This window comes from Erwinia sp. LJJL01 (assembly GCF_047300805.2).
GTDB lineage: Bacteria > Pseudomonadota > Gammaproteobacteria > Enterobacterales > Enterobacteriaceae > Erwinia > Erwinia aphidicola.
Window position 1 is genome coordinate 1,409,367 of record NZ_CP178576.1, and the last position, 25,922, is coordinate 1,435,288.

Sequence of the window (25,922 nt, forward strand, 5' to 3'; positions counted from 1 at the left end):
GGCACCAGCATGGTGCAGAGATTTGGCGCCTGCCCTATAGTGAGTCAGCTCACACTTCGCCCCCTGACAACTCCTGTTGAACAGCGTTAAAAATGGTGTTGATAACCATATATATCAATAAGATAACTCACACAAAGCGTCAAAAAGCATAAGTAAGAACGCTATTTGACCTGAGTACGCTTTACCGATAAGTTGGAAATCCGCTGGAAGATTTCCTCAGGGGTCAGCGTCCTGGCATATCTATGCAGCAACCAGACTCCCTTGTGATGCAAGTTATCTCCACCCAGAGACCCGGAATTAAAGTGAGCGGTCCCCTTCAAGGATGTTTTAGAAAATATCTGGCGAAGGATGCCCGGATTCACGGTGTCCGTAACAAACAGCGGCAAAAATAGGATACAGAGCCTGGAGAGATGCCGAGCGCCCTCTGTGCCTGAAGAATAGTGGTAATGTCAAAGCAGTTAAGGAGGCCCTCGATGTCCAACTCAAAACCTTATCCTTATGGACTGTACGATCCATCAAAAGACAGTGACAGTTGTGGTGTGGGTTTCATTACTCGTAAGGACGGCGAGCAAACTCATGAGGTTCTGCAAATGGCGCACAGCGCACTCTGCACCGTACCTCACCGTGGAGGCATGTCTGCTGAAGGCGTCGGTGACGGAGCCGGGGTGAACGTTGACCTCTCTCTGCACTTCTTCCGCAAAGTCACCGGGCTGCCGTTAGAGGCCGGTCGCTTTGGCGTGGGTAACTTCTTCGTACCGAAAGATGCTGCGCTGCGTGCCAACGCCGAGCGTCTGGTAGAAGAGACGCTGGCCACTTATGATCTTGCCATTATCATTAAGCGTGACATGCCGCTGGATACCAGCGTGCTGCGCCCGGCGGCGATCCCGTTCCAGCTGCCTATCGTGCAGTGGGTGTTTACTGCCCCGGCCGATATCACCAACCAGATCGAATTCGAGAAGCGCATCTATCGCGCGCTGCTGGACATCGAAGCACGCGCCTTTACCGAAAGCGAATTTGGCGGTCTGTATCCGCTGTCGCTCTCTTCGCGCACTCAGGTATTTAAAGCACGCCTGAACTCAAACGAAGTGATCCCCTATTTCCAGGATCTGACCGATGCCGATCATCAGGTGCGCGGTCTGTTCTTCCATACCCGTTTCTCGACCAATACCGACCCGCATACCACCATGGCGCAGCCGTTCCGCCTGATGGCGCACAACGGCGAGCTGAATACCGACCGTAAAAACCGCATTGCGGAGTCGGCGCTGGCGCTGGCCCGTGGCAAGAAGATTGTGCGCCCGAAAGGCCAGTCCGACAGCTCACGCCTTGACCAGAGCATCCACAGCCGCCTGATGGAAGATAACCTCGACCTGATCACCGCCGTGGTCTCAATGATGCCGCCTGCGTGGGAAAATGACCCTTCACTGTCTGCGGAAGTGCGCGCGATGCTGGAGTACTTCTCCCTGTATGAAGAGAAGAATGACGGCCCGGCTGCGCTGATCTTCGGCAACGGTGAAGTGATTGGTGCCCGTCTGGACCGCCTGGGCCTGCGCCCGCTGCGTTCCGTTGAAACCGCCGAGTACATCGGTGCTATGTCTGAAGCCGGTCAGATCGCCTTCCCACCGGAGAGCGTGCTGCGCCGTGGCCGTATCGAAGCGGGCGGGATGCTGTATTACGATCACCGTGAAAAGCGCAGCTACACCACGCTCGAAGCGCTGGAAAAACTGGCAGCGGTGGCGGATTACCCGGCGCTGCTGGCACAGTCGCGCGTCACCCTGGAAGAGCTGCCGGTGATCCCGGCGGAGCAGCAAGGCTCCCCACTGCGTTATAGCGGCGACCTCAAAACCTATCAGCGTTTTGTGGCGTACTACTACAACCAGGAAAGCTTCAAGTTCATGATGGACCCGATGCTGACCACCGGCGCAGAGAAAATCTCCGCGATGGGCTACGGCAACGCCATCAACGCCCTGTCCGACCACGAAGGCGGCATGGCGCACTACTTCTCCCAGCGCTTTGCGCAGGTGACTAACCCGCCGCTCGACTCCATTCGTGAAGCCGACGGCATGACGCTGCGCGTGGCGCTGGGTGCCAAACCGCACCTCGGCCGCAGCAAAGGCAAGCAGATCGTGGTACCAAGCCCGATCCTGACCCACCTGGATATGCTGCAGCTGCGTGAGCAGACCGTTGCTCCGTACAAACGCTTTGAGATGCTTTACACCCCGGTAATTGGCGTGGACCCGCTGAATCGTGCCGCCAATGCGGACGCGCTGGAAAAAGCCATCGACGATTTAGCCCAGGAAGTGGTCGATTTCGCCCGCGAACAGGGCGGCATCGCGGTGATCACCGACCGCCACATCTCCTCAACCCGCGCCAGCATTCCCATGCTGCTGATGGTTTCCGCCATTAACCAGCGCCTGGTGCAGGAAGGTCTGCGCCTCGACGTTTCGCTGGTGGTGGAGAGCGGCCAGAGTATCTCGTCACACCATATCGCGGCCACCCTTGGGTTTGGCGCTTCCGCGGTCTATCCGCTCGGCGTGCAGATGCGTGCGGAAGAGAAGTACGGTGAAGGCGAAGGCGGCAACAAAGCCTTTAAACGCTATGCCAAAGCCGCAGAAAAAGCGCTGATGAAAACCATGGGCAAAGTCGGCCTGTGTACCGTTGAGAGCTATAGCTGCGGTGAGTTCTTCGAGCCGAACTTCCTTGATACTGAAGATCGCGTGCTGAAGAAGTACTTCCCGAACATCAAGACCCCGGTCGGCGGCGCAGGTTTTGCCAGCATCGCGCAGATGGCGGTGGACTGGCATCAGAGCGCGTTGCGCATTCAAGGCGAAAACGAAGTGCCGCTGCTAGGCCTGTTTAAAGAGCGCGCGGAAGGGGCCGGCCACTCCTACGGCACCATCGCCGTGCGCACCTTCATCGATATGACCGAGCAGCCGATCCGCTTCGCCGACAAGCCGCGTGAGGAGGATAACTTTATCCGCCTGATGACGCTGGCCAAGCTGGATAACGCTTTTAACATCAAAGCCAAATCCTTTAAGGACAGCAGCTTTGAGCGCATCCCGAACGAGGTGATCGATAACTTTGCTATCACCCCGGACTATCGTCAGTTCTCCAGCCTGATGCTGGAAGAGCGTAAACGCCGTCCTGCGGCGCTGCGTGACATTCTCGCCTTCCCGGCGGACCTGACCCACGTCGACAGCGAAGCCGAATTTACCCGTAAGCTGGGCCGTTACTCGCTGGTCAACAATGGCTTTGCGGTGCGCGGTATGGTGTGCCAGGCGGTCGAAGGCCGTGAAGGCCAGTTCACGCTGCGCCTGACCGATGCCATCGTCGGCCTGAAAAGCGAGCACGATCGCCTGACCACCCTGTCCGGCGTGCTGAAAAAACGCTTCGGTGATGCCATTGAGCACAGCGAAATCAGCGCGGACGCGCTGCACATTAGCGCTAACGGCAAGGCGGCTGACTACCTGTCGCGCATCTTCACCATCTCTGCGGCGCTGCCGCTGAGCGAAGTGCAGCCTGCGCATGAAATTACCCGTACCTTTGCCTCCGGTGCGATGAGCCACGGCGCGCTGGTGGCTCCGGCGCATGAGGCGGTGGCGCACGGCACCAACATGGTTGGCGGCATGAGCAACTGCGGCGAAGGCGGCGAGCACTACTCGCGTCACGGCACCATTCGCGCTTCACGCATCAAGCAGCTGGCTTCCGGCCGCTTTGGCGTCTGGGCAGCCTATCTGGCGGACCCGATGCTGGAAGAGCTGGAGATCAAGATCGGCCAGGGGGCAAAACCGGGCGAAGGTGGTCAGTTACCGGCGGCGAAAGTCACCGTTGAGATCGCCGCTGCGCGCGGGGGCACACCGGGCGTTGAGCTGGTTTCACCACCGCCGCACCACGATACCTACTCCATCGAGGATCTGGCACAGCTGATCCACGACTGTAAAGCGGCGCGCGTGCGCGTGATCGTGAAGCTGGTGTCATCCGAAGGTATCGGCACCATCGCGGTTGGCGTGGCGAAAGCCGGCGCCGATGTGATTAACGTCGCGGGTAACACCGGCGGCACCGGTGCGGCTTCCGTCACCAGTCTGAAATACACTGGCCGCGTGGCGGAAATCGGCATCGCCGAAGTTCACCAGGCGCTGTGTGCCAACGGCCTGCGCGAAAAAGTGCTGCTGCGCTGTTCCGGCGCTCAGCAGACCGGTAGCGACGTGGTGAAATCCGCGCTGCTGGGCGGCGACAGCTTCGAGTTCGGTACCACCGCGCTGATGATGCTGAAGTGCGTGATGGCGAAAAACTGTAACGTGAAATGCCCGGCCGGTTTAACTACCAACGCCGAAGCGTTTGACGGCGATCCACGCCAGCTGGCGCAGTACTTCATCAACGTCGCACACGAAGTGCGTGAAATGCTGGCGCGCCTCGGCCTGCGCTCTCTGCGCGAAGCGCGTGGACGCTCTGACCTGCTGCACCTGATGGATCATCCGCTGGAAGTCGGCAAGCTGGATCTGCGCGCCATGTTAACCGTGGTGCCGGAGCTGAAAATTGCCCGCCCGGTCTATCTGGAAAAAGATTTCGAGCTGGACGATAGCTGGGTCGAGCTGGTGAAAGATCAACTGGTCAACCAGGGATCGACCGCGATCGCTCTTGGCGATGGCATCATCCTGAACAACCGTAATAAGAGCGTCGGTGGCCAGCTGGCGATTGATATTGAACGCCTGCTGAACCATCAGCTGGATGCGGAGCAGCTGAGCGCTATTCCGGCAGCCCTGCTGGACGATCGCGGTCGCCGTTATCTGGCGCCGGGTACCGTCACCATCGCCACGTCCGGCTCTGCCGGTCAGTCTTACGGCGTGTTCTGCAATGACGGCATGCGCCTTGAGCACTACGGCACCTGTAACGACGGTGTCGGCAAAGGCCAGTGCGGCGGTGAAATCGTGGTGATGTCGCCTGGCGGCGGCTCGCAGGATGCAGAGGGCAACGTGCTGGTCGGTAACTTCGCGCTGTTCGGCGCCACCGGCGGGCGTCTGTTTGCTCAGGGCCAGGCGGGTGACCGCTTCGCCGTGCGTAACTCCGGTGCCACGGCGGTCGTCGAAGGCGTCGGTGATTTCTGCTGCGAATATATGACCAACGGCGCAGTGCTGAACCTCGGCACTTACGGTACCGGCTTCGGCAACGGGATGAGCGGCGGCTTCGCCTATCAGTATGACCCGTACGGCACGCTGGCGGGTTCCGTGGCGGCTGACTCGGTGATGCTGGGTTCGATCACCGATGACAACGAGATGGCGCGCGTACACAAAGACGCGGTGCTGACGATGCTGAACTGGCATCTGGAAGCGACCCGCTCGCCGCGTGCGCAGTGGCTGCTGGATCACTGGGAAAGCGAGAGTCAGCATTTCGTCTACGTGATGCCGCGCTCCCTGCTGCTCTACCAGGACGGCGCTGAGATCCTGAAAGCCAAGACCCGTAAGGATCTGCTGGAGGAGCTCTCTACCGCGCTGGCCGGTCACCAGGTGGCGAAGTTTAAAGCGGCATGGCGCGATGGCAAGGCGATCGCTAACGGTGCGGTTCCGGGCTACGGTGCCACCGACACCCCTGAAATGCTGGTGCTGCTGAACAACTACACCGTGCTGAGTTCGGCACAGCAGCTGGCGCTCTCCCGCCTGCCGAAAGGCACGCCGGTGCAGGACCCAGCCGTTGAGAAAGCGGTGCGCAACCTGCTGATGACGGAAGATTTCACCCTGATCAGCAAGCTGCAGCGCCACGGTCGTGCGGCGATTGAAAGCTACAGCGACGAAGAGCTTTCCTGCCTGATTGGCGCCAAGCGTATGTCGGATTATAAAGCCGCCCTGACGCAGCGTAATATCCGCTCCATGGACAGCCTGGCAACCTATGGCTGGATCATGTATCAGGATGCCTGTAACCGGGAAGTGCTGGGACGTCTGCCTGACTTTGAAGAGCTGTTTGCGCGCGCTGCACTGCCAGAACTGGCGGCGGCGGTTGGCAAATTAGCCTGATAAATAATGAGAACGGGATTGAGTAGATAAAAGCGATGAAGATTCCTTATATTCCTGAAGATGCGCCATTCAATGGCGAACAGAAATTTTGGCTGGCGGGCTTTCTTGCCGGGTTACATTCACGCCTGCTGGTGCTGGAAAACCAGCCGCAGGCGGCAAGCGGGGCAGCGTCGGCTGCCAACACCCAGCTGCATATCCTGTTTGGTTCACAGACCGGTAATGCTGAAGCCTTAGCGCAGAGCGCGGCGAAAGCCGCCCGCGCCAAAGGTCTGGTGCCCGTGGTTCAGGGGCTGGGCGAGGTAGATATCGAAGTGTTCGCTACCATGCGTCACGTGCTGGTGATCACCTCAACCTACGGTGAAGGCGAGATGCCGGACAACGCCCAGCTGTTCTGGCAGGCAATTTCTGCCAGCACCGCGCCGCGCCTTGAGCAGATGCACTTCGCGGTTCTGGCTATCGGTGATACCGGCTACGATGGCTTCTGCCAGGCGGGTAAATTTATTGATATGCGCCTGGAGCAGCTGGGTGCGAAACGCGTTTACGACCGCATTGACTGCGACATCGACTTTGAAGAGCCGTCCAACGAGTGGATTGCCGCTTCCATGCCTCAGTTTGCCGCCAGCGCCGGCAGCAGCGGCACAGCGCTGGAGAGCGCTCCGGAAGCGCCGGTCATTCCGGGCAGCAACAAGAATAACCCGTATGCGGCAGCGCTGGCGACCAACAAGCGTCTGTCCGGTGAAAACTCCGGTAAGGACATCCGTCACTTCGAGTTTGACCTGACCGACAGCGGGCTGAAGTACGAAGCGGGCGACGCGCTGGGGGTGATCCCGGTGAACGAACCGGCGCTGGTTAACCTGCTGCTGACGCAGCTGAAATCCGACTACGACACGCCGGTTCCTGGCTTCGAACGTAGCCTGGGTGATCTGCTGACCTATCAGTTCGAGATCTCCGAGCCTTCGCGCAAGCTGATCGAATGGGTCGGCAAGAACACCACCAATCAGGAACTGCGCCACGTCCTGCAGCACGATGACAAAGATGCGCTGGGCGTGTGGCTGTGGGGCAAAGATACCCTCGACCTGCTGCAGCTCGACGTCACCCGTGCGCTGAGCATTCCTGAGTTCGTTGCCCTGCTGCGCCCGTTACAGCACCGCGCTTACTCCATCTCCTCCAGCCAGAAGGCGCACCCGAATCAGGTGCACCTGACGATTGCCTCCGTGCGCTACCACAGCGCCGGACGTGCGCGCAGCGGCGTGTGCTCGACCTACCTGGCCGAACGCGTGAAGCGCGGTGAGAAGCCGGCGATCTTTATCTCGCCAAATAAAGCGTTCCGCGTGCCGTCCAACGGTGATGCGCCGTTGATCATGATTGGCCCGGGCACCGGTATCGCGCCGTTCCGCGCCTTCCTGCAGGAGCGTGATGCGCTGGGTGCCAAAGGCAAAAACTGGCTGTTCTTCGGTGACCAGCATCAGGAACACGACTACATCTATCAGGACGAGCTGAGCAGCTGGAAAGAGAAAGGTTTACTGACCCGCCTCGACCTGGCGTTCTCCCGCGATCAGGCTGAGAAGATTTACGTGCAGACCCGCATGCTGGAACAGGGCGCAGAGCTGTTTGCGTGGCTGGAAGAGGGTGCTTACTTCTACGTTTGTGGCGATGCATCACGCATGGCAAAAGACGTCGATAAGGCGCTGTACCAGGTGATTACTCAGTTTGGTGGCATGTCTGCGGAGCGTGCAGCCGACTACGTTGACCAGCTGAAGAAAGAGAAGCGTTACCTGCGCGACGTGTATTAAGCCTTCGCAGCATAAAAAAAACGGGCCTGACGGCCCGTTTTTTATTTCACGACGCGTAACGCCGGACGACCACCGCGCGGCGGCGGCTCATCGTCAGGACCGTTGTCGTCATCCTGACCGCTGTCGTCAGGACGATCGCCATCGATAACCGACATCACCGTTTCCGGTGCGCTATCCTGCGCATCAGCGGCATCGTACTCGCCCGCCTCTTCATACGCTGGCTCTGGCTCAAACATCGTTCCTGCGCCGTTTTCACGCGCGTAGATCGCCAGCACCGCCATTAACGGCACGGAAACCTGACGTGGAACGCCGCCGAAACGCGCACTAAAGCGCACTTCGTCATTGCCAAGCTCAAGGTTGCCCACGGCACGCGGCGCGATGTTCAGAACGATCTGGCCATCACGGGCATATTCCAGGGGCACCATAACACCCGGCAAATTAATGTCTACGACCAGATGCGGCGTGAGATTGTTGTCGAGCAACCACTCATAAAAAGCGCGCAGCAGATAGGGACGACGTGCGGTAAGTTGAGACATTTCCATCGTAATCAGCCCCGCGTTTGCAGGCGCATTTCGCGTTCCGCTTCCGTCAGGGAAGCCAGGAAGGAATCACGCTCGAAGACACGCGTCATATAGCCTTTCAGCTCTTTCGAACCGGCACCAATCAGCTCAATGCCCATCTGTGGCAGACGCCACAGCAGTGGGGCCAGGTAGCAATCTACCAGGCTAAACTCTTCGCTCATAAAGAACGGGGTGCGGGCGAACAGAGGTGCGATGGCCAGCAGCTCTTCACGCAGCTGCTTGCGCGCCGCTTCCGCTTCCTGCGCCGTGCCGTTTTCGACTTTACGCATCAGGCTGTACCAGTCCTGCTCGACGCGGTGCATCATCAGGCGGCTTTCACCACGCGCAACCGGATAAACCGGCATCAGCGGTGGATGCGGGAAACGTTCGTCCAGATACTCCATGATGATGCGCGATTCATACAGCGTCAGCTCGCGATCAACGAGGGTGGGTACGGTACGGTACGGGTTGAGGTCGATCAGATCCTGCGGCAGGTTATCCGTTTCAACCTGCTCGATCTCGACACTAACACCCTTCTCAGCCAGGACAATACGTACCTGATGGCTGAAAATGTCAGTCGGACCAGAAAACAGCGTCATTACCGAACGTTTGTTGGCAGCGACAGCCATGTAAACCTCCAAGTTTATCGAGAAAATTACTGCGAATAGCCATCCACGCGGCGACTCATTATTGCCATCAGCCCGAAGTTTGACCGATCGTCCATTGCACAGGATACCAGCGTCATTGCCCGGCCAATGGGCACAAAGTGACACACAGTTTACCAGATTTTAGCCAGCTTGTGGGGAGCGGAGTGTCGAATTGCGGGGGAAAATAACAAAGCCGTGGGTGTTTCGCGCTTTTTGTACAGGCAGGAAATAAAAAACCCGGCGCCAGGCACCGGGTTTTCCGATAATCGTTTCTGCGTGAGCAGGAAAAATTAACGTTTGGAGAACTGAGGACGACGACGTGCTTTACGCAGACCGACTTTCTTACGTTCAACTTTACGAGCATCACGAGTAACGAAGCCTGCTTTACGCAGTTCGCCACGCAGGGACTCGTCGTACTCCATCAGAGCGCGTGTGATACCGTGACGGATCGCACCAGCCTGACCAGAGATACCACCACCTTTAACAGTGATGTACAGATCGAATTTACCTACCATGTCCAGCAGTTCCAGCGGCTGACGAACTACCATGCGGGCAGTTTCACGACCGAAGTACTGTTCTAATGAACGCTGGTTGATAACGATGTTACCGCTACCCGGCTTAATAAAGACGCGTGCGGAAGAGCTTTTGCGGCGACCAGTGCCGTAGTTTTGATTCTCAGCCATTGCCTGTAATCCCGATTAAATGTCAAGAACTTGCGGTTGCTGTGCCGCATGGTTGTGCTCGTTGCCCGCGTAAACTTTCAGTTTACGGTACATAGCACGGCCCAGCGGACCCTTTGGCAGCATGCCTTTAACCGCGATTTCAATCACGCGTTCAGGACGGCGAGCAATCATCTCTTCGAAGGTCGCTTGCTTGATACCACCGACGAAACCGGTGTGATGGTAATACACTTTATCGGTACGCTTGTTACCGGTTACGGCAACTTTTTCTGCGTTCAGAACGATAATGTAATCACCAGTATCAACGTGCGGAGTATATTCCGCTTTGTGCTTACCGCGCAGGCGACGAGCCAATTCAGTCGCTAAACGACCTAATGTTTTGCCTGTTGCGTCAACAACATACCAGTCACGTTGGACCGATTCTGGCTTGGCTGTAAAAGTTTTCATCTAAAAGCTTACCCAAATTAAGTTACACGTTGGTGAAATCCCAAACGCTTGAATAAACGGTTGGAGCTCACACGACCATCTTGACCAGTAAGCCCACCCCTTCGGATAGAGTTACTGGAACACAAAGAGTTTTGGGAAAAAAACCTTTGCTGTAACGTGGGGTCGCAAGATTATAGAGAAGTCGCCCAAAAAGATCGAACGTTTTCTGCGATAAAATCCTCATCCCGCCACGCCCATTCAAGTTTCAGGGCAAATGCGGCAGTCGCAGATACTCTTCACTCTGCATTTCCTGCAGACGGGATACGCAGCGTTGATACTCAAACTTCAGCCGCGTGCCCTGATAAATCTCGTACAGTGATGCTTCCGCCGAGACCACCAGCTTGACGTGCCGCTCGTAGAATTCATCCACCAGCGCCAGAAATCGCCGTGCCTGGTCTTCGGTCTTGTAAATCATCACCGGCACATCATACAGCAATACGCTGTGAAAACGGCGCGACAGTTCAATATAGTCGTGCTGGCTGCGCCCTTCCCCACACAGCGCAAGGAAACTCATCGCCACAACGCCCTCAGCCACGCCCAACGTGGGCAGCTTACGGTGATTAATCTCCAGCGGTTCATGGGCTTGACGCGGTTTTCCCGCCAGCGCCACGAACATCCGCTCCATCTCTTTGGCGGTCTCTTCACCGAGCGGCGTCATCCACAGATGCGCCGAGGTTAGCGTGCGCAGGCGGTAATCGATACCGGCATCAACATTCATGATTTCGCAGTGCTGCTTGATCATCTCAATCGCAGGTAGAAAACGTGCGCGCTGCAAACCGTTACGATAGAGATCGTCCGGCGGAATATTTGACGTGGCGACCAGGGTGATGCCACGGCTGAACAGCGCTTCCATCAATGTGCCGAGCAGCATCGCATCGGTGATGTCTGAGACAAAAAATTCGTCAAAACACAGCAGGTCGGTTTCTGCCTTGAAGCGGTCGGCGACAATCTGCAGTGGGTCACTCTGCCCCTGCAGTTCTGTCAGCTCCTGATGCACGCGCAGCATAAAGCGATGAAAGTGCAGGCGCTGCTTACGCTCACCAGGAATCGACTGAAAAAACATATCCATCAGCCAGGTTTTGCCGCGCCCAACGCCGCCCCACATATAGAGACCGCGCGCCGGTGCCTGGACCGTCGATTTGCTTTTGCCCATCAGCTTATTGAGCTTGCCAAACAGACCGCCGCTGGCGGCAGACGCAGGAGGGCTAACACGGCTTAACGCCTGCCAGATACCGTCTAAGCGGGTCATGGCGGCGCGCTGAACTTCATCGGGCTGATACTCGCCGTTTTCCAGCGCTTGCTGATAGCGCAACAGCGGGGACATCGTTTGCATAATTGAGTCACATTCCCTGAAAAAAAGGCCTATGCCGGTGTTGATCGTCGAAAAAAAAGTCGTTCTACACTAAGCGAAGCTGCCGCAGGATTCCACTTCCAATACATTAGCGGTTATAGTGGCTGGTATCAGATGGAAAAGCCCTACGTAACAACGAAGACTATATGGGAGTCATTATGACCTGGGAATACGCGCTTATTGGGTTAGTAGTTGGGATTATTATTGGCGCGGTAGCAATGCGTTTCGGCAACAAAAAACTGCGCGAGCAACGCAGCCTGCAGTACGAGCTGGAAAAGAGCAAGGCAGAGCTGGCGGATTATCGTGAAGAGCTGACTAACCATTTTGCCCACAGCGCCGAGCTGCTGGACAACATGGCACGCGACTACCGTCAGCTGTATCAGCATATGGCGAAAGGTTCTAATGACCTGCTGCCAAACCTGCCGGGTGAGAAAAACCCGTTTGCTTATCAGCTGACAGAATCAGAAGCGGATAACGACCAGGTGCCGGTAGAGATGCCGCGTGACTACCCGGACAGCGCCTCTGGCCTGCTGCGTGGCGAGCGCGCTACCAAATAATCATCTTCGTGGGGTGCCAGCCACCCCACGTTTCAAGCACCGTTCAGTTCACTGCAAGACACATACAGCCTGCCATTTTGGCGATGGGCATCATTTCCCTGCTAGCGAGAGTTTGCTTCCGATGAAGAACAAATTATTTCTGTTAAGCGCATTAGCATTGAGTGTCGGTGTCAATATGGCCACAGTCCCTGCGGCTGTGGCTGCTCTTCCTGGACAGATTCAGGGCCAGCAGGTGCCGAGCCTGGCACCAATGCTGGAGAAAGTTCTGCCGGCCGTCGTCAGCGTTCACGTTGAAGGGACAGAAAAAGAGAGCCAGCAGCAGATCCCCGACCAGCTAAAACGCTTCTTTGGTCAGGATGGAGAGGAAGGTGCCCCCGGTGACGATAAGTCGCAGGAGTTTGAAGGGCTGGCCTCCGGGGTGATTATCGATGCCGCCAAAGGCTATGTGCTGACCAACAACCACGTGGTGAATGGCGCAGATAAAATCAGCGTGCAGCTGAGCGATGGTCGCGAATTCACGGCCAAGCTGGTCGGTCACGATGAGCAGACCGATATCGCACTGCTCCAGTTGATCGATGCGAAGAATCTGACCCAGATAAAAATTGCTGACTCTGACCAGCTGAAGGTCGGGGACTTTACCGTGGCCATCGGTAACCCGTTTGGCCTGGGACAGACGGCCACCTCGGGGATCGTGTCGGCGCTCGGCCGCAGCGGTCTTAACCTTGAGGGGCTGGAAAACTTTATTCAGACCGATGCCGCGATTAACCGCGGTAACTCCGGCGGTGCGCTGGTGAATCTTAACGGTGAGCTGATCGGGCTGAATACGGCCATCCTTGCGTCAAGCGGCGGCAATATCGGCATTGGCTTTGCGATTCCAAGCAATATGGCGATGGGTCTGGCCCAGCAGCTGATCCAGTTTGGTGAAGTGAAACGCGGCCAGCTGGGCATCAAGGGCACTGAGATGACCGCCGATATGGCGAAAGCCTTTAAGGTTGATATCCAGCACGGCGCCTTCGTCAACGAGGTGCTGCCGCAGTCGGCGGCCGCGAAAGCGGGGATTAAAGCGGGCGATATCATTACCAGCGTCGACGGTAAAAACGTTGCTAACTTTGCTGAACTGCGGGTGAAAATCGGCACCACGCCGCCGGGCCAGGAAGTGAAAGTGGGCCTGCTGCGTGACGGTAAACCGGTCACGGTCACCGTTAAGCTGGATAACAGCAGCCAGACGACCGCCAGTGCCGAACTGATGACCCCAGCGCTGCAAGGGGCCACCCTGAGCGACGGCGCGGCCAAAGATGGCACCAAAGGTGTCAAAGTCGACGAGGTGGCGAAAGCGACTCCGGCGGCGCAGTTTGGCCTACAGAAGGATGATGTGATCGTTGGCGTTAACCGCACGCCGGTACAGAATCTGGCAGAGCTGCGTAAACTGCTGGAGACCAAACCGGATCTGCTGGCGCTGAGCATCATGCGCGGCGATGAGAATATCTATCTGCTGCTGCGTTAACCCTGCCACGCGGACACAGGCTACTGTGTCCGCGTAACTCATGCTATCCTGCCAGTCGTTTATTCATACACTGCCTAAAACCATGTTTCCTAAACTTTTGCGTTCAGCGATCTTCGGCCTGATTGTGGCCGCTATCCTTCTGGTAGCCGTGCCGGGCCTGCGGCTGGGCAGCGATCTGCTGTCTACTGCCGACGACAGCGCCGATCTTCAGCCGGTCAGCTACAACGCGGGGGTAAAACGCGCCGCGCCTGCGGTAGTGTATGTTTACAACCGCAGCGCCAACGGCACCAGCGATGTGCTCGGCTCTGGGGTGATCATGGATCCGCGCGGCTATATTCTGACCAACAAGCATGTAATCAACGACGCCAGCCAGATCATCGTCAATCTGCAGGATGGCCGCTACTTTGAAGCGATGCTGGTCGGTTCTGACTCACTGACCGACCTGGCGGTGCTGAAAATCAATGCGGTGAATTTACCGGTGATCCCGATCAATCCGCAGCGCGTCGCGCACGTTGGCGACCTGGTGATGGCGATCGGTAATCCGTATAACATCGGGCAAACGGTGACGCAGGGTATCATTGGCGCCACCGGACGGGTTGGCCTCAGCCCTTCCCGCCATCAGGATTTCCTGCAGACCGATGCGTCTATTAACCGCGGCAACTCAGGCGGCGCGCTGATTAACTCGCTGGGCGAATTGATGGGCATTAACACCCTCTCCTTTGATAAAAGCAGCAACGGCGAAACGCCGGAAGGTCTGGGCTTTGCAATTCCTACCAAGCTGGCGACGAAGGTGATGGAGAAACTGATCCGCGACGGGCGGGTAATACGCGGCTATATCGGCATTACCGGGCGCGAATTCCGCCGCTACAGCGGTCAGACATCAGGTATGGATCATAATCAGGGCATCGTGGTGACTGAGGTGAAGGCCGGCGGCCCGGCAGATAAAGCCGGTATTCAGGTCAATGATGTGATTACCCGCGTGAATAATGCGGCGGCGGTATCACCGGTAGAAACCATGGACCAGGTGGCTGAGATCCGCCCGGGCACGGTGATTAACGTCGATATCACGCGCAACGAGAAGAAGATGACGATGCCGGTCACGGTGCTGGAGTACCCGGACGAGATCCAGACGCAATAATCCCCTTCATACTTGACGCCGCAACTGCGTTGGCTGCATGTATTCACCCCGGTCACTTACAAAAGTAAGCTCCCGGGGATTCGTACATTTGCCGCCTTGTTGCGACGCCAATTATTTTGGGGAAGACTTAATCACTTGATAAAATCTTCACCCAGCACAATATCTTTTTTCAGCGTATCCAGCATGCCATTCAGCGACTGCTGTTCAAAGGCGCTCAGCTGGCCAATCGGACGGCGCTCAACAATCCCCTTTTTACCCAGCAGCAGCGGCTGCGAGAAGAAACGCGCGTATTCGCCGTCCCCTTCGACATAAGCACATTCCACCACATCGCTTTCGCCCTGCAGCGCACGTACCAGTGACAGACCAAATTTCGCCGCGGCCTGCCCCATCGACAGCGTGGCCGATCCGCCACCCGCTTTCGCTTCAACCACTTCGGTACCGGCATTCTGAATGCGTTTAGTGAGGTCAGCAGCTTCCTGCTCGCTGAAGCTGACGCCTGGGATCTGCGACAGCAGCGGCAGGATCGTCACGCCTGAGTGACCGCCAACCACCGGCACGTTGAGTTCTTCTGGCTGCTTGCCTTTCAGCGCAGCAACAAAGGTGTTGGAACGGATGATGTCCAGCGTGGTGACGCCGAACAGTTTGTTTTTGTCATAAACACCGGCTTTCTTCAGCACTTCCGCTGCAATCGCGACGGTAGTGTTAACCGGGTTAGTAATGATACCGATCAGGGCGCCAGGACTGGTTGAGGCGACTTGCTCAATCAGGTTACGCACAATACCGGCGTTGACGTTGAACAGGTCAGAACGGTCCATACCCGGCTTACGCGCCACGCCTGCGGAGATCAGTACCACGTCAGCACCTTTCAGCGCCGGGGTGGCATCTTCGCCGCTGAAGCCTTCGATTTTCACTGCGGTAGGGATATGGCTTAGGTCGACCGCCACGCCGGGAGTCACTGGGGCGATATCGTACAGAGAGAGTTCTGAACCTGCCGGAAGCTGGGTTTTCAGCAGGAGGGCTAATGCCTGGCCGATACCACCTGCTGCACCGAGAACTGCAACTTTCATCCTAAACTCCTTATTATATTAAGCATTTATTGTGCCGTGAAATCCATGTTGCTCTATCCGGATTTGCTGAAACGCGAGTTTAGCTGGCGGTTCAGCACGACAGGATATCATCGTGATTCGGCGTTACATTACACCGTTAGCGCTAACTGGAACAACCTCATTATTATAACAAATCGTTCACTTCTTGCCCGCTTCAGCAAGCCGTCAGCAAATTTTTTTTCCCATTCAAACTCTGTTAAACTGCACGCCCCTGGCGGCTTTAGCCGGCGGCTGCACCATTTCCCATTTGCATAAAAATTCATTTAATTGCATAATAATTTAATATCCCGCCACGGGCATGGCTTCTATTTTCCTCGAATCGGTAACCTATGCGTAACCCATCAAAACAAGAAGAGTTAATTAAGGCGTTCAAGGCCTTACTAAAAGAAGAAAAATTCAGCTCGCAGGGCGAAATCGTCAGCGCGCTGCAGGAAGATGGCTTCGAAAATATCAACCAGTCGAAAGTCTCACGCATGCTGACCAAGTTCGGCGCGGTGCGCACGCGTAACGCGAAAATGGAGATGGTCTACTGCCTGCCTGCTGAGCTGGGCGTGCCGACCACCACCAGCCCGCTTAAGAATCTGGTGCTGGATATCGACTTCAATGATGCACTGGTGGTTATTCACACCAGCCCAGGTGCCGCGCAGCTGATCGCACGCCTGCTGGATTCACTGGGGAAAGCCGAAGGCATCCTCGGAACCATTGCCGGTGATGACACTATCTTTATTACGCCAGCCCGTGCGTTCACCGTTAAGCAGCTGCACGATGCCATTCTGGTCCTGTTCGAACAGGAACTGTAAAGCATGCCGCTTATAAGACTTATGCATATCGTGGCGTAGGTCTCCTCCGTACAACTTTGTTCTATGCGACGAAATCCTCAGGGCCGTCATCATACGGCCCTTTGCTATTCCCCTGATAATTCAGTACTCAGCAGCAGATCTCACTGCCTTTGCTGGTCAATACGCCCGCCATCACCCGCTTAAATTTCTTCCAGCAATGTGATCTATCCCTAATAAGCGCACAAATTGTTAATTTCACGCAGCCTGATGTTTTTCCAAGCATTTAACGGGGTGAGGGTAAAATATAAGCGTTTTTTATAACGGTTGGTTATTAAAAACCCCTTCACATCACAAGAATCCCAACAAAACATTATTAGCATGCTATTAATTTTTTACGTTATTAGATCTATACTTGTTTTCGTGATGCAAATCACAGTAATTAAAAAGATAAAAACAGTTGACGAGGAATCAAATCATGAAAGTTACCACTACTATTGCTACCTTTGGCCTTCTTTCTGCTCTGTCATTCGGCGCTTTCGCCGCTGAATCTATCAACGCAGAACAGGCTAAAAATCTTCAGCCAATCGGCACTGTCAGCGTAAGCGGCATTGCGGGTTCACCGATGGATATCCACCAGGCGCTGAACGATAAAGCCGACCAGAAAGGTGCCACCGCTTATCGCGTTATCGAAAATAATGTGAATGGCAACTGGCATGCTACTGCCGAGCTGTACAAATAAGTTCGTATCTGTCTGAGAGTAAAAACAAAAAAAATTACGGTAACCCCAAGAATAATAAACGTTTTTTAGCCCTTTCGGTTACCGCCCAACCCAATTTCTGGAGTCATATCATGAAAACTACCTTCACCATCGCTGCTTTAGGTCTTGCTTCCGTTCTTTCATTTGGTGCCAGCGCTGCCAGCCTGGTGACTAACGATCAGGTTAATAATCAGAACCTGCAGTCAGTCGGTACCGTCAGCGTGAGCGGCATTAACGGCACTACCATGGATATTCGTCATCAGCTGTCTGAGAAAGCGGATCAGCAGGGTGCCAGCGCCTACCGTGTGATTGAAGCGCGTAACGACGGCAACTACCACGTAACGGCTGAACTGTATAAATAACCGTTAACGAACAGACATCGGGCGCTGTCAGCGCCCGTCCGTGACATGACCGCGGTCATAAAGTCGAAGCCCGCAGGTTGTTGGTCACAATGAGGAGATTAAATATGAAAATCAAAACAACCATCGCTGCATTGAGCCTGTTTTCACTGGTCAGTTTCGGCGCCAGCGCCGCACAGCTGGTCAATAACCAACAGGCAGAGAATCTGCAATCTGCGGGGACGATTACATTAAGCGGTGTGGCAGGCGTGCCGTCGGATATCCGTCAGCAGGTGTCACAGAAAGCGGATAGTGAAGGTGCCAGTGCTTACCGAATTGTTGAAGCGCGCAATCAGGATAACTGGCATGTCACCGCCGAGCTGTATAAGTAATTCCTCGTCGATGGGCACACCCGTTGCCCGGCAAGACGAACCCTTTGGCCCCGTTCGCCGGGGCCCTTTTTTTGCCTGACTATTTAACGTTAAAGCGAAACTCGCCATCAAGCTCCTCTTCCGCTTCATCAAATAGCAGAATCAGCGCGCCGTAGCGTCGCCTCTGGCCGCTGCCCAAATTGACGAACTCAATCTCCAACGGTAATGGCATTTGCGGCCCGGTGATAGCATCCCACAGACTGTCCAGATCGGCGATGGTACGATCCGTCAGGGCAAATCGTTCGCTGAACTGCCGGAAGAAATGTGCCTGATCGACAATCACATCAAAGTCGAAAATCTCTCTTTTCATTCGGTCTGCTCCGCAGGACACACAGCTGGGCGGCGACTGCCGCCCGTTGGGTTAAAGTCCGCCAATATGCAGGGCTTTCACTTCCATATACTCTTCCAGCCCCAGCACCGAGCCTTCACGCCCTAATCCCGACTCTTTTACGCCACCAAACGGCGCAAGCTCGGTGGACACCGCACACTCGTTAATTCCCACCATGCCGCTTTCCAGCGCGGCTGAGACGCGAAATACGCGCTGCAGGTTTTGCGTATAGAAGTAAGCTGCCAGGCCAAATTCGGTGTCGTTGGCACGGCGGATCACCTCCTCTTCCTCATCAAAGCGGAAGCACGCCGCCACTGGACCAAAGGTCTCTTCCCGTGACAGCTTCATGCTTTCATTCGCTTCGGCAATCACCGTAGGCTGCCAGAAGTTGCCGCCCAGCGCGTGACGCGCTCCCCCGGTAATGACCTTGCCGCCATGACTAAGCGCATCATTGACGTGCTCCTCGACTTTTTCCAGCGCCGAAGCCTCAATCAGCGGGCCAACCACGACGCCCTCATCCATGCCATTGCCGACTTTTAGCTTTTTCACTTCGTCTGCCAGCTGGTTAACGAAGCGGTCGTAGACGCTGTTATGAATATAGAAGCGATTCACACTGACGCAGACCTGCCCGGCGTTGCGGAATTTGTTGGCGATGGCCCCTTTTACCGCCGCATCTATATCGGCATCCTCAAACACGATATAGGGCGCGTTGCCCCCCAGCTCCATCGAGACTTTTTTCATCGTCTCTGACGCATTGCGCATCAGCAGCTTGCCGACCTGGGTGGAACCGGTAAAGGAGATTTTGCGCACCGCTTTACTGGCCATAATCGCGTCGCTGATGGCGTGAGTATCGCCCGCGACCGCATTGAGAACGCCGTCCGGTACGCCCGCTTTTTTCGCCAGCGCCAGCAGGGCAAAGGCTGAAAGCGGGGTGTTATTCGCCGGTTTGATGATGCCGGTGCAGCCCGCCGCTAACGCCGGACCCAGCTTGCGCGTCAGCATCGCCATCGGGAAGTTCCACGGGGTAATTGCCGCCACCACACCTATCGGCTCGCGCGTGGCCAGAATACGGCTGCCGGGCTTGGCCGGTGGGATAATCTCACCGTTGGCGCGCTTGGCCTGCTCGGCAAACCACTGAATAAAGCTGGCGGCGTACTCCACTTCACCCTCGGCTTCTTTTAACGGCTTGCCCTGTTCGGCGGTCATCAGTTGGCCGAGCCAGGCTTTGTTTTCAATCATCAGCTGATACCAGCGATGCAGAATCTCGGCCCGCTCTTTGGCCGTTTTTGCCCGCCACGCCGGGAATGCCGCGGCGGCGGCGGCAATCGCCTGTTCCGTTTCCGCCTTACCCGCTTTAGCCACCGCAGCAACCACTTCCCCCGTCGCCGGGTTGAGCACCTCAAAAGTGCTGGCCGCCTGCTGCCACTTTCCGTTTACCAGGAAACCGGTCTGAAACAGGTCGTTGTCCTTAAGCGTTGAGATCGTCATGATTTTCTCCAGATGTGTTTACCCTTCAGCTGGATTAAGTATAGATGGCAAAACCGCGAGGTTTTGTGACAAAAGGGCATCATCGGGGGGATTATGGCCGGGAAAAATGCTGACGGCAGGCGCCGTCAGCGGCAAGATCAAATCTCGATCAGGGTATTCTGATATTTCTTCAGAATGCCAGCCAGCAGCGCAACGGGCTCGGTCACGCTTTGTGGCGCCTGATACTGCTCCAGCTTTTGCTGATAAATGTCGAACTCCGCCAGCAGGCGCTCAAAGTAGTGGCGCCGCTTGCCATCACTGCTGGCGGAGATCACCCGGTCGGCGGTGTGGCGCAGCTGCTTGTGGTAAGCCGACAGATCGGCATTGACGGGAACGTCAGCGGCGCGCAGCCGCTGATGGCCGATAATCAGCGTCAGCGCCAGACGGAACTTGTTCACATCGCCGGGGAAGATATTCAGCAGCATAAATAGCTGCTGGTACAGCGCGGGCAGATGGTTCTCGCGGCGGCGCGCCGTATTGGTCGTCATCGCCGAAACCGCCGCATACATAAAGCGATTAAGCAGCGTGCGGCCAACCCGGGCTTTCGACGTATCGCGGATCAGCAGGATCACCAGCAGTGCAACAAAGCAGCCGATCGCCTGGCCCAGCGCCCCGTCGAGAAACACGCTGATGTTGAACTTCATCGGGTTATCCAGCGTCAGGATGTTGATGGTGCCCACCAGCCCGCCGAGCGTACCGATCTGGCGGCGCTGGATCAGAATGCCGCAGATAAAGGCCATGATCCCCAGCGCAATACAGAGCAGCAGCATGCTCTGCTGGGTGTTCGGCATGATCACCATGTAGTACAGCCCGCCAACCGGAATGGCGACGATCATGCCGTACAGGAAGTCTTTCGCCACCATCAGCGGGTTTGGCATGCGCATTGCCAGCGCGGTAATCACCGCCAGCATCACCATCGCACCGCTGCCGGAAGTCCAGCCGGTCCACAGCCAGAACAGCGAACCGACGGCGGTGGCAACAAAGGTGCGCACGCCGTTAACCAGCGCGTGACGGGTTTCTGCCGAACGCATTTTTACCACCGGTTCGGTATTTAATACCTCTTCTTCCATCCGGCTGATGCTGCTGTTGGTGTGAATGCCCTTCATTAACAGCAGATAGCGGCTGGCAGCGCCAACCCAGTTACGGATGGTTTCCGGGGTATTTTTACTGCCGCTAAGGGTGATGACCCGGCGCATAATCTTCATGCGCTTGTGGATATCGCTGATATTTTCCACCGGTTTTTCAAAGAAAAGGTGGAACTGCGGCGGGACATACTCCTGACGCGTGTTCTGGATCAGGAAGGTTTCACAAGCCTGGGTGATCAGCGTCAGTGAGAGGGAGTGGAGCACCTTGAGACGGCGATCGACCTTCTGCCAGCGCCCGGACTCCATCATCAGATGCGTTCTCATGCCGTTCAGCGCGGTGGTACGGCGCACCAGCCCGGCCCAGCACTTATCGACCTCTTCTTTATCGCCATGCGAAACGCACAGCTGCATCAGACGATAGTGCTCCACCAGCAGCGCATCGATTTCACGGTCGATATCCAGCTTGATGGAGCGTGGGGAGAACAGCAAGTCGGCGAGGATGGCACAGACAATACCGATTACGATTTCGCTACAGCGCTCAACCGCAAACTGCGGAGCCAGCAGCAGGGAGCCGTTAGCGTCAACGCTGACCACAATAATCAGCGCGGTATAGCCCGCCAGTCCCAGCGCGTAGGAGTTCTCGACCTTGATCAGCGAGGAGAGCCAGACGCAGACGCCAGCCCAGATGCAGCACAGCAGCAGCATGACGACCGGCGCACGAATGGTGGTGATCATGATGGCCAGCGCGGCGATACAGCCGATAAAGGTGCCGATAATACGCAGCATGCCGCGATGACGCAGCGCGCCGGAGAACGGATCGCCCCCGGCAGCAAACCCGGTGCCGCCCGCGACAATTGCCGCAGTCATCACCGACCAGCGCGGCGTTTCGAGATTAAATTCAAAGCCGACACACAGCGCCAGAAGGATGGCAAAGGTCAGTTTGATCGGATAGCGCAGACGATACCACTGCATGATAGGCCTCGCCTTAGCCAAACTCGCGCAGGCGATGCATCAGTTTCATCATTGGCGACATCTCATGCTGCTGACGATCTTGCGCCCCGGTCACCACGATGGTCGCGGTGGTCCCGGACGGATAGAGGTTGCCCGGCTGCTTATCAAGGTGAATACGCACCGGGACACGCTGCGCCAGCCGCACCCATTCCAGGTCGGAGTCGACGGTGGCCATGCCCTTGCTGTCGACCGTGCTGCTGCTGTTGGTAACGCCCGCGGCAACGCTATCCACAGAGCCATACAGCACCGCATTGCTGCCCAGCGGCGTAATTTCCACACGGAAACCCGGGCGGATCCCATCCAGCTTGGTCTCTTCAAGGTAGGCCAGCACGTAGAAGGAGTCTTTTTTCACCAGTGCTACCGAGGTAGAACCACGGGTAATAAACTCACCGGTATAGACATTCAGGTTAGTGATCCAACCTGCGGATGGGGCTTTCACCACGGTGCGATCGAGGTCGATCTTCGCCAGGTCGCGCACGGCGACGGCTTTCGCCAGCTGATGTTCAGTGGTCTGGAAGTCGTTGTTTGCCTGGTCGATAGCCTCACGCGACATGGCGGAAACCCCGAGCTGGTTGCGGCGCGCCGCCTCGCGACGTTTTTCACTCAGCACCGCCTGATAGTAGGCGACATCAGCCTGCGCTTCATCCAGCGCTTGCTGGTAGCGCGGCTGATCGATGGTGAACAGGACCTGGTCTTTAGCGACCAGCTGGTTATCATGCACGCGCACATCGGTGATCAAACCGCTGACGTCAGGGGCGATTGCCACCACGTCGGCGGTAAATTTGGCATCACGCGTCCACGGCGATTCGGTATAGAACACCCATACGCGGAAAATAAGGACAACGGCAACGATCACCAGCAGCAGGGTAATGGCGACGCGAGAAATTTTTCTTGTAAGTGCTTTCACTCAGACCTCAGACGAACAAACGGGATACCAGCCAGAACAGGCAGCAGTACAACGCAGTATTAAACAGTGCAGGGTGCCAGACCAGATCGTAAATTCCGGTCGGAGTCAGCAACCGTCGTACCAGCCAGAACAGCATCAGTGACACAATAATTTCAAAAAATATCGGTGGGAACGACAGCCCGAACACCACAATAACCGGAAGTACACTCATCTTTTATCCTTGTTGATACTATGCCGGATAAATCTGCTGGCATAACGTTATCCCCTCCCGGTTTCAGGGCGGCTACGCGTGCGGGTAATGATGACCTGACGAAGGGTGCGAATCAGAACCGATACTGAATGAATAATAGCGTATCCGGCAAGGAGCATTTAAAGGGATAGCGTTACGGAGCAGTAACCCAACAATGCTATAGTAACGTGCCTGACTATAAGTAATCTACCAAATGTGATCTAAATCACTTTTAATCCAGGGTTAACAATGGAAAGACTCAAGGGCATGTCCGTCTTTGCCAAAGTCGTTGAAATGGGCTCATTTACCGCCGCGGCGCAGCATCTGCAGTTAAGCGTATCCGCAGTGAGTCAGAACGGTTGCCCGGCTGGAAGATGAGCTGCAGGTCAAACTACTCAACCGCAGCACCCGCAGCATCGGCTTGACCGAGGCAGGTAAAATCTACTTCCAGGGCTGTCGCCGCATGCTTTCCGAAGCTCAGCAGGTGCATGAACAGCTGTGGGCATTTAATAACACCCCGATTGGCCTGCTGCGTATCGGCAGCTCCTCCACCATGGCGCAGAACCTGCTGGCACCCATGACGGAAGAGATGCTGAAAGAGTATCCGGGGCTGACGGTGAATCTGGTAACCGGTATCCCGGCACCGGACCTGATTGCCGACGGGCTGGACCTGGTGATCCGCGTTGGCGCACTGCGGGACTCCAACCTGTTTTCGAAGCGCCTTGGCTCGATGCCGATGGTGGTCTGCGCGGCCAAAAGCTACTTGTTACAGCATGGCGTTCCGGAAAATCCTGCCGATATCAGCAACTTTTCGTGGCTGGAATACAGCGTGCGCCCGGACAACGATTTTGAGCTGACCTCACCGGAAGGTACCGCTATTCGCCTGTCGCCGCAGGGGCGCTTTGCCACTAATGATTCGCAAACGCTGATCCGCTGGCTTAAATCCGGAACCGGGATCGCCTATGTGCCGCTGATGTGGATTATCGAAGAGATTAATGCCGGGGAGGTGGAAATTCTGTTCGCGCACTACCAGTCGGTGCCGCGCCCGGTGTATGCCGTGTACACGCAGAAGGACAAACTCCCGCTAAAGGTACAGGTGTGTATTAACCATCTGACCGAATATTTTGACAAGGTGGCGGAGATTTACCGCGAGTTTCGCAAATAGTCCGCAGGGGCGACCGGAAAAAAGGGTCGCCCCCTCCGCAGGACTCAGTGATAGGGGGCGGACCTTTTTTCCGGTCCGCCCGATATCATGCGGTGCCGCCGACGGTAAGTTTATCCAGCTTCAGCGTAGGCTGACCCACGCCAACCGGCAGGCTCTGCCCCTCTTTCCCACAGACGCCGACGCCTTTATCCAGCGCCAGATCGTTGCCGACCATCGAAATCTGCTGCATCGCTTCGATGCCGGAACCAATCAGCGTGGCACCTTTAACCGGCGTGGTCACTTTACCGTTCTCAATCAGATAGGCTTCTGAAGTGGAGAAAACGAATTTGCCGGAGGTGATATCGACCTGGCCGCCGCCGAAATTCGGCGCGTACAGGCCGTACTCTACGCTTTCAATGATATCCTGCGGCGTTGATTTACCCGCCAGCATATAGGTGTTGGTCATACGCGGCATCGGCAGGTGTGCGTAAGACTCGCGGCGACCGTTACCGGTTGGCGGCACCCCCATCAGGCGCGCATTCAGTTTGTCCTGCATGTAGCCTTTCAGAATACCGTTCTCAATCAGGACGTTGTACTGCCCCGGCACGCCTTCATCATCAATCGCCAGCGAGCCACGCAGGCCATCGATGGTGCCATCATCCACGACGGTACACAGCTCGGAGGCGACCAGCTGGCCCATCTGACCACTGAACACCGAGGTACCGCGACGGTTAAAGTCGCCTTCCAACCCGTGACCGACCGCTTCGTGCAGCAGCACGCCCGGCCAGCCCGCACCGAGCACCACGGGGAACATCCCCGCCGGGGCCGCTACCGCATTCAGATTAACCAGCGCCATACGCACCGCTTCGCGCGCCCAGGCTTCGGCACGCATCTCACCGTTTTCATCGGCGAGGAAAAACTCATAGCCGAAACGGCCGCCGCCGCCGCTGGAGCCGCGCTCGCGTTTGCCGTTATCGTCAACCTGCACGCTGACCGACAGGCGCACTAGCGGGCGCACATCCGCTGCCAGCGTACCGTCGGTTGCCGCCACCAGCACCAGTTCATAGACGCCGGTAAGGCTGGCGGAGACTTCCTGCACGCGCTTATTGGCAGCACGCGCCGCATTATCGACGCGGTGCAGCAGCTCAATTTTCTCTTCACGCGTCAGGCTTTGCAGCGGGTCAAGCGCCGGGTAGAGCGGGCGGTTTGCCACCGCCCCGAGGGTGCGTGACTGGCCATTACCCTGCTCGCGCACGATACTGCGTGCCGCCGTGGCGCTCTGATGCAGGGCATTCAGCGTCAGCTGATCGGCATAGGCGAAACCGGTTTTCTCACCGCTGATGGCGCGCACGCCCACGCCCTGATCGATATTGTAGGAGCCGTCTTTAATAATGCGGTCTTCCAGCACCCAGGATTCATGGTAGCTGGACTGAAAATAGAGGTCAGCGTAATCCAGCTTGCGCTCGGACAGCTGGCCGAGAATGGAAAAGAGGTCGCTTTGACTAATGTTGTTAGCAGTTAGTAACTGCTCACTTACCAGATTCAGAGTCATGAATTCT

The 25,922-nt window shown here is 56.5% G+C and carries 21 protein-coding genes and 1 pseudogene; 10 read left to right on the plus strand and 12 right to left on the minus strand.

The annotated features are described in order from the left end of the window. Positions 1-473 precede the first annotated feature (473 nt). Both ACLI4M_RS07375 and ACLI4M_RS07380 read left to right on the plus strand, forming a co-directional pair. Positions 474-6,005 carry a glutamate synthase-related protein gene (locus ACLI4M_RS07375; protein WP_133622594.1) on the plus strand — a complete coding sequence of 1,844 codons (5,532 nt, stop codon included), beginning with the start codon at positions 474-476 and terminating at the stop codon, positions 6,003-6,005. Between the two features lie 35 nt (positions 6,006-6,040). Next, positions 6,041-7,798, plus strand: a complete 1,758-nt coding sequence (locus tag ACLI4M_RS07380; RefSeq protein WP_133622593.1) for a sulfite reductase subunit alpha — start codon at positions 6,041-6,043, stop codon at positions 7,796-7,798. Positions 7,799-7,839: 41 nt separating this feature from the next. Here the strand turns inward: ACLI4M_RS07380 and sspB are convergent, their stop codons facing one another. From sspB to zapE, 5 genes are all read right to left on the minus strand, one after another. Next, positions 7,840-8,340: a ClpXP protease specificity-enhancing factor gene (sspB, locus tag ACLI4M_RS07385; protein WP_048914441.1), complete on the minus strand. Its 501-nt coding sequence runs from the start codon at positions 8,338-8,340 to the stop codon at positions 7,840-7,842. 5 nt (positions 8,341-8,345) lie between these two features. After that, positions 8,346-8,987, minus strand: a complete 642-nt coding sequence (gene sspA, locus ACLI4M_RS07390; protein WP_048914440.1) for a stringent starvation protein SspA — start codon at positions 8,985-8,987, stop codon at positions 8,346-8,348. A 308-nt stretch (positions 8,988-9,295) separates the two neighbouring features. Continuing rightward, positions 9,296-9,688 (minus strand): 30S ribosomal protein S9, encoded by a 393-nt coding sequence (gene rpsI / locus ACLI4M_RS07395; RefSeq protein WP_034890399.1) that lies wholly within the window; start codon positions 9,686-9,688, stop codon positions 9,296-9,298. 15 nt (positions 9,689-9,703) lie between these two features. Beyond that, positions 9,704-10,132 carry a 50S ribosomal protein L13 gene (rplM, locus tag ACLI4M_RS07400; protein ID WP_048914439.1) on the minus strand — a complete coding sequence of 143 codons (429 nt, stop codon included), beginning with the start codon at positions 10,130-10,132 and terminating at the stop codon, positions 9,704-9,706. Between the two features lie 244 nt (positions 10,133-10,376). Next, on the minus strand, positions 10,377-11,504 hold the full coding sequence (zapE, locus tag ACLI4M_RS07405) for a cell division protein ZapE (RefSeq protein WP_133622592.1): 1,128 nt from the start codon (positions 11,502-11,504) through the stop codon (positions 10,377-10,379). A gap of 176 nt (positions 11,505-11,680) precedes the next feature. On the opposite strand from zapE, the gene zapG reads away from it, so the two are divergent. From zapG to degS, 3 genes are all read left to right on the plus strand, one after another. Beyond that, positions 11,681-12,079, plus strand: coding sequence for a Z-ring associated protein ZapG (gene zapG, locus ACLI4M_RS07410; protein ID WP_048914437.1), 399 nt, complete (start codon positions 11,681-11,683; stop codon positions 12,077-12,079). Between the two features lie 121 nt (positions 12,080-12,200). Next, positions 12,201-13,583 (plus strand): serine endoprotease DegQ, encoded by a 1,383-nt coding sequence (gene degQ, locus ACLI4M_RS07415; protein WP_133622591.1) that lies wholly within the window; start codon positions 12,201-12,203, stop codon positions 13,581-13,583. 82 nt (positions 13,584-13,665) lie between these two features. Continuing rightward, positions 13,666-14,721, plus strand: coding sequence for an outer membrane-stress sensor serine endopeptidase DegS (gene degS / locus ACLI4M_RS07420; RefSeq protein ID WP_133622590.1), 1,056 nt, complete (start codon positions 13,666-13,668; stop codon positions 14,719-14,721). A 131-nt stretch (positions 14,722-14,852) separates the two neighbouring features. On the opposite strand, the gene mdh is transcribed toward degS, so the two are convergent. Next, positions 14,853-15,788, minus strand: coding sequence for a malate dehydrogenase (mdh, locus tag ACLI4M_RS07425; protein ID WP_133622589.1), 936 nt, complete (start codon positions 15,786-15,788; stop codon positions 14,853-14,855). Between the two features lie 368 nt (positions 15,789-16,156). Between mdh and argR the strand changes: the two genes are divergently transcribed. From argR to yhcN (ACLI4M_RS07445), 4 genes are all read left to right on the plus strand, one after another. Next, the gene (gene argR, locus ACLI4M_RS07430; protein WP_048914434.1) at positions 16,157-16,627 is read left to right on the plus strand and encodes a transcriptional regulator ArgR; all 471 of its coding nucleotides are present in this window, start codon (positions 16,157-16,159) and stop codon (positions 16,625-16,627) included. A 454-nt stretch (positions 16,628-17,081) separates the two neighbouring features. Further along, complete coding sequence (gene yhcN / locus ACLI4M_RS07435; protein ID WP_099753738.1) at positions 17,082-17,345, plus strand: peroxide/acid stress response protein YhcN; 264 nt, start codon at positions 17,082-17,084, stop codon at positions 17,343-17,345. Between the two features lie 110 nt (positions 17,346-17,455). Then, positions 17,456-17,725: a peroxide/acid stress response protein YhcN gene (gene yhcN / locus ACLI4M_RS07440; protein WP_048914430.1), complete on the plus strand. Its 270-nt coding sequence runs from the start codon at positions 17,456-17,458 to the stop codon at positions 17,723-17,725. A 104-nt stretch (positions 17,726-17,829) separates the two neighbouring features. Continuing rightward, a complete protein-coding gene (gene yhcN, locus ACLI4M_RS07445) occupies positions 17,830-18,093 on the plus strand; it encodes a peroxide/acid stress response protein YhcN (protein ID WP_048914429.1) in 264 nt (87 codons plus the stop codon). Between the two features lie 79 nt (positions 18,094-18,172). On the opposite strand, the gene ACLI4M_RS07450 is transcribed toward yhcN (ACLI4M_RS07445), so the two are convergent. From ACLI4M_RS07450 to aaeX, 5 genes are all read right to left on the minus strand, one after another. Then, positions 18,173-18,442, minus strand: a complete 270-nt coding sequence (locus ACLI4M_RS07450) for a barstar family protein (RefSeq protein ID WP_133622588.1) — start codon at positions 18,440-18,442, stop codon at positions 18,173-18,175. Between the two features lie 51 nt (positions 18,443-18,493). Continuing rightward, positions 18,494-19,948 carry an NAD-dependent succinate-semialdehyde dehydrogenase gene (locus ACLI4M_RS07455; RefSeq protein ID WP_099753740.1) on the minus strand — a complete coding sequence of 485 codons (1,455 nt, stop codon included), beginning with the start codon at positions 19,946-19,948 and terminating at the stop codon, positions 18,494-18,496. 137 nt (positions 19,949-20,085) lie between these two features. After that, positions 20,086-22,044: a p-hydroxybenzoic acid efflux pump subunit AaeB gene (aaeB, locus tag ACLI4M_RS07460; protein ID WP_133622587.1), complete on the minus strand. Its 1,959-nt coding sequence runs from the start codon at positions 22,042-22,044 to the stop codon at positions 20,086-20,088. Between the two features lie 13 nt (positions 22,045-22,057). Beyond that, complete coding sequence (aaeA, locus tag ACLI4M_RS07465; RefSeq protein ID WP_048914426.1) at positions 22,058-22,990, minus strand: p-hydroxybenzoic acid efflux pump subunit AaeA; 933 nt, start codon at positions 22,988-22,990, stop codon at positions 22,058-22,060. Between the two features lie 7 nt (positions 22,991-22,997). After that, on the minus strand, positions 22,998-23,201 hold the full coding sequence (gene aaeX / locus ACLI4M_RS07470) for a p-hydroxybenzoic acid efflux pump operon protein AaeX (RefSeq protein ID WP_048914425.1): 204 nt from the start codon (positions 23,199-23,201) through the stop codon (positions 22,998-23,000). 267 nt (positions 23,202-23,468) lie between these two features. Here aaeX and aaeR point away from each other — a divergent pair. After that, a pseudogene (gene aaeR, locus ACLI4M_RS07475) lies at positions 23,469-24,384 on the plus strand (HTH-type transcriptional activator AaeR). An 85-nt stretch (positions 24,385-24,469) separates the two neighbouring features. Here the strand turns inward: aaeR and tldD are convergent. Continuing rightward, complete coding sequence (gene tldD / locus ACLI4M_RS07480) at positions 24,470-25,915, minus strand: metalloprotease TldD (protein WP_133622586.1); 1,446 nt, start codon at positions 25,913-25,915, stop codon at positions 24,470-24,472. Between the last annotated feature and the right edge of the window lie 7 nt (positions 25,916-25,922).

Coding starts and splice junctions, on each gene's coding strand:
- ACLI4M_RS07375 (WP_133622594.1), top strand. CDS start 474: ATGTCCAACTCAAAACCTTATCCTTATGGACTGTACGATCCATCAAAA.
- ACLI4M_RS07380 (WP_133622593.1), top strand. CDS start 6,041: ATGAAGATTCCTTATATTCCTGAAGATGCGCCATTCAATGGCGAACAG.
- sspB (WP_048914441.1), bottom strand. CDS start 8,340: ATGGAAATGTCTCAACTTACCGCACGTCGTCCCTATCTGCTGCGCGCT.
- sspA (WP_048914440.1), bottom strand. CDS start 8,987: ATGGCTGTCGCTGCCAACAAACGTTCGGTAATGACGCTGTTTTCTGGT.
- rpsI (WP_034890399.1), bottom strand. CDS start 9,688: ATGGCTGAGAATCAAAACTACGGCACTGGTCGCCGCAAAAGCTCTTCC.
- rplM (WP_048914439.1), bottom strand. CDS start 10,132: ATGAAAACTTTTACAGCCAAGCCAGAATCGGTCCAACGTGACTGGTAT.
- zapE (WP_133622592.1), bottom strand. CDS start 11,504: ATGCAAACGATGTCCCCGCTGTTGCGCTATCAGCAAGCGCTGGAAAAC.
- zapG (WP_048914437.1), top strand. CDS start 11,681: ATGACCTGGGAATACGCGCTTATTGGGTTAGTAGTTGGGATTATTATT.
- degQ (WP_133622591.1), top strand. CDS start 12,201: ATGAAGAACAAATTATTTCTGTTAAGCGCATTAGCATTGAGTGTCGGT.
- degS (WP_133622590.1), top strand. CDS start 13,666: ATGTTTCCTAAACTTTTGCGTTCAGCGATCTTCGGCCTGATTGTGGCC.
- mdh (WP_133622589.1), bottom strand. CDS start 15,788: ATGAAAGTTGCAGTTCTCGGTGCAGCAGGTGGTATCGGCCAGGCATTA.
- argR (WP_048914434.1), top strand. CDS start 16,157: ATGCGTAACCCATCAAAACAAGAAGAGTTAATTAAGGCGTTCAAGGCC.
- yhcN (WP_099753738.1), top strand. CDS start 17,082: ATGAAAGTTACCACTACTATTGCTACCTTTGGCCTTCTTTCTGCTCTG.
- yhcN (WP_048914430.1), top strand. CDS start 17,456: ATGAAAACTACCTTCACCATCGCTGCTTTAGGTCTTGCTTCCGTTCTT.
- yhcN (WP_048914429.1), top strand. CDS start 17,830: ATGAAAATCAAAACAACCATCGCTGCATTGAGCCTGTTTTCACTGGTC.
- ACLI4M_RS07450 (WP_133622588.1), bottom strand. CDS start 18,442: ATGAAAAGAGAGATTTTCGACTTTGATGTGATTGTCGATCAGGCACAT.
- ACLI4M_RS07455 (WP_099753740.1), bottom strand. CDS start 19,948: ATGACGATCTCAACGCTTAAGGACAACGACCTGTTTCAGACCGGTTTC.
- aaeB (WP_133622587.1), bottom strand. CDS start 22,044: ATGCAGTGGTATCGTCTGCGCTATCCGATCAAACTGACCTTTGCCATC.
- aaeX (WP_048914425.1), bottom strand. CDS start 23,201: ATGAGTGTACTTCCGGTTATTGTGGTGTTCGGGCTGTCGTTCCCACCG.
- tldD (WP_133622586.1), bottom strand. CDS start 25,915: ATGACTCTGAATCTGGTAAGTGAGCAGTTACTAACTGCTAACAACATT.